This window comes from Sphingomonas sp. NPDC019816 (assembly GCF_050274375.1).
Taxonomy (GTDB): Bacteria; Pseudomonadota; Alphaproteobacteria; order Sphingomonadales; family Sphingomonadaceae; genus Sphingomonas.
Genome location: NZ_JBNNOB010000242.1, coordinates 1 through 2453, shown reverse-complemented (window position 1 = coordinate 2453; position 2453 = coordinate 1). Strand labels below are relative to the sequence as shown.

Annotated in this window: 5 protein-coding genes; 4 read left to right on the top strand and 1 reads right to left on the bottom strand. The window is 68.4% G+C overall.

Annotation, left to right across the window (positions count from 1 at the left end):
• The 3 genes from ACQKJZ_RS19030 to ACQKJZ_RS19020 form a co-directional block, all read left to right on the top strand.
• Window positions 1–362: class I SAM-dependent methyltransferase (locus ACQKJZ_RS19030; protein WP_427733237.1), on the top strand; the 362-nt coding region annotated here is incomplete at its 5' end.
• Window positions 363–488: 126 nt separating this feature from the next.
• Window positions 489–935, top strand: coding sequence for a hypothetical protein (locus ACQKJZ_RS19025; RefSeq protein ID WP_427733235.1), 447 nt, complete (start codon window positions 489–491; stop codon window positions 933–935).
• An 8-nt stretch (window positions 936–943) separates the two neighbouring features.
• A complete protein-coding gene (locus ACQKJZ_RS19020; RefSeq protein WP_427733233.1) occupies window positions 944–1687 on the top strand; it encodes a TorF family putative porin in 744 nt (247 codons plus the stop codon).
• Between the two features lie 77 nt (window positions 1688–1764).
• On the opposite strand, the gene ACQKJZ_RS19015 is transcribed toward ACQKJZ_RS19020, so the two are convergent.
• Window positions 1765–2157, bottom strand: coding sequence for a JAB domain-containing protein (locus tag ACQKJZ_RS19015; RefSeq protein WP_427733231.1), 393 nt, complete (start codon window positions 2155–2157; stop codon window positions 1765–1767).
• 85 nt (window positions 2158–2242) lie between these two features.
• On the opposite strand from ACQKJZ_RS19015, the gene ACQKJZ_RS19010 reads away from it, so the two are divergent.
• Window positions 2243–2453, top strand: a 211-nt coding sequence (locus ACQKJZ_RS19010) for a thymidylate synthase (RefSeq protein ID WP_427733229.1), incomplete at its 3' end; no start/stop codon positions are given.

The following is a 2453-nucleotide window of genomic DNA, read 5'->3' as shown; positions in this document are numbered from 1 at the left end:
GGCTGGACAATGTCAGCGTCAAGCTGGGCGAGGCGGCCGATCCCAAGCTGCCGCCCAACAGCTTCGACCGGGTGCTGATGGTGCACATGTACCATGAGATCGGCCAGCCCTATGAGTTTCTGTGGCGGCTGTTTCCCGCGCTGAAGCCCGACGGGCTGGTCGTGGTGGTCGACGCCAACCGCGCGACGCGCGCGCACGGCACGCCGCCCGCGCTGCTGAAATGCGAGTTCGAGGCGGTCGGCTTCACCCAGGTGTCGATCGAGAGCATGCCCTCGGCGGGCGGCTATCTGGCGACCTTCCGCGCGACCGGTCCCCGGCCCGAACCGGGTGCGATCCGGCCGTGCCGGATGAAGGCCAATTGAGTCGCCGCCACGGCGACACATTTGCAACCTGACAGCTTTGTCATGCATTGATCGGGTATCGGCCCCGAGCAGGGCCGACACGCCACCGATCAGCATGGGTCGGGGCACCGCACGAAGGAGACGAGGATGAACACGCTTTTGATCGCCGGGCTCGCGCTTGGGGCGGCGGTGGCGTCCGACGGGGCGCTCGAACACCGGGTCCAGCTCGACCATCATTCGGGTCAGGTCGCGGTCCATTACCGCGCCGATGTCGGCGTCACCCACAAGCAGATCGGCGCTGTCGCCACCGGCGGCCGCCCCTCGACGCTGCGTTGTCTGTGGTCGGCCAACATGACCGTCCACCGCGAGGCGCGCGCGACCAACGGCGCGACGCTGACGCGTAGCGCGGCGCATGACAATGTGATCGAAGGCAGCCGTCCGGGCTGGTGCAGCACCAGCCGCCAGGCGATCGCGCAGGAGGTGGCGCAGCGCCACGACGCGCTGCACGACCATTTGCAGGCGGTCGCGCAGGAAGACCATCCGACGCTGCGCGCCGAGATGGACCGCCTGCACCCTGAAACCCGAGAAGGATAAGAAACCCTTTGCGTACCGCGTACCTCGCCGGCCTGTTGCTGGCATCCCTCGCTCTTGCCACCCCCGTCCTGGCGCAGGATCGCCCCGTCATCGGCGTCGAGCTGAACAGCGACGAGAATCGCCGTGGCCTCAGCTGGAGCGAGGGCAAAGTGTCGCCCTCCGCCGACATCTTCGTCACGCGCGGCGTGCTGGAGGCCAGCGGGCGGATCGTCGCGTTGCGCGAGTCGATCCGCCATGGCGGCGCGGGCGCGGTCGGCGACCTCAGCCTCGGGGCCGGCACGATGGTCGGCCCGGTCAGCGTGCGCGGCCGGGTGACCGGTCACCTGTTCGCCGGCGCGGAATTTGATGCCGACTATATCGAGCTGGGTGCCTCCGCCGCCTATACGCTTGGGCCGGTTCAGGTCGATGCGGGCGCCGATTACGCGCCGTCGCAGGTTAATGCGATCGGTGGCGACAATCTCTATCTCCATGCCGGCGCGCGGGCCGGGGTGCCGGGCACGCCCTGGACCCTGCTGGCGGGGATCGGTCATTCCACGGGCAAGACCGTCGATGTCTTCCGCGCCGCACGTCTGCGCCCCGATGGTGACTATACCGACTGGCGGCTGGGTGTGGAGCATGTGACCGGACCGGTAACGCTGGGCCTCGACTATGTCGGGACCGACGTGTCGGAGCGTGAGGCGGCGGTCCTGATGTTGGCCGATGCGCGCCATTCGGGCGACCGCATCGTCGGGCGGGTGCGCTTCAGCTTCTGAGCACGTCGCGTTGAGACGGAATCACCCCCCCCCTGAAGGGGAGGGGCTCGCTTCGGTCGAGGCATCGTCATCACGCCCTAAATCACCCCCATGTCCCGCAGGCTCGCCACGCGATCGCCGGCGAGGATCAGATGGTCGAGAAGCCGCACCTCCAACAGGTCCAGTCCCTGCGCCAGCCGCCGGGTCAGCGCCAGGTCGGCCGCGCTGGGGCGCGGGTCGCCATCGGGATGGTTGTGCGCGATCAGTATCGCCTGCGCCGATAGCAGGATCGCGTCGCACGCGACGCGGGCGACCGGCACCGTCGCCGAGTCGGCATGGCCGATGACGTGGCGCAAGCCCAACAAGCTCCGTTCCCGATCAAGATAGGCGATCGCGACCACCTCCGTCGCCCCCGTTGCCAGCCCGGCGAACAGCCTTTCGGCATCCTGGCGCGTGACGATGCGAGGGACAGGGTGGGGCAGGCGGGACACGACCAGCCCTGCCGCATCGCGCGCGCTGGCGCAGCGCGAGACGCCTCCGCTTGCGACGCGATGGCCGCAGCGCTACGCCCCGGCCATGCGCCAATATCTCGACCTCATGGACCGGGTTCTGACCCAGGGTGTGCAGCAGATGGACCGGACCGGCACCGGCACGCTGTCGGTCTTCGGTCATCAGATGCGTTTCGATCTGGCCAAGGGCTTTCCCGTCCTCACCACCAAGAAGCTGCACCTGCGCTCGATCATCGCCGAGCTGTCGCGGTTCCGGGATCGGAAGAGCACACATCCTA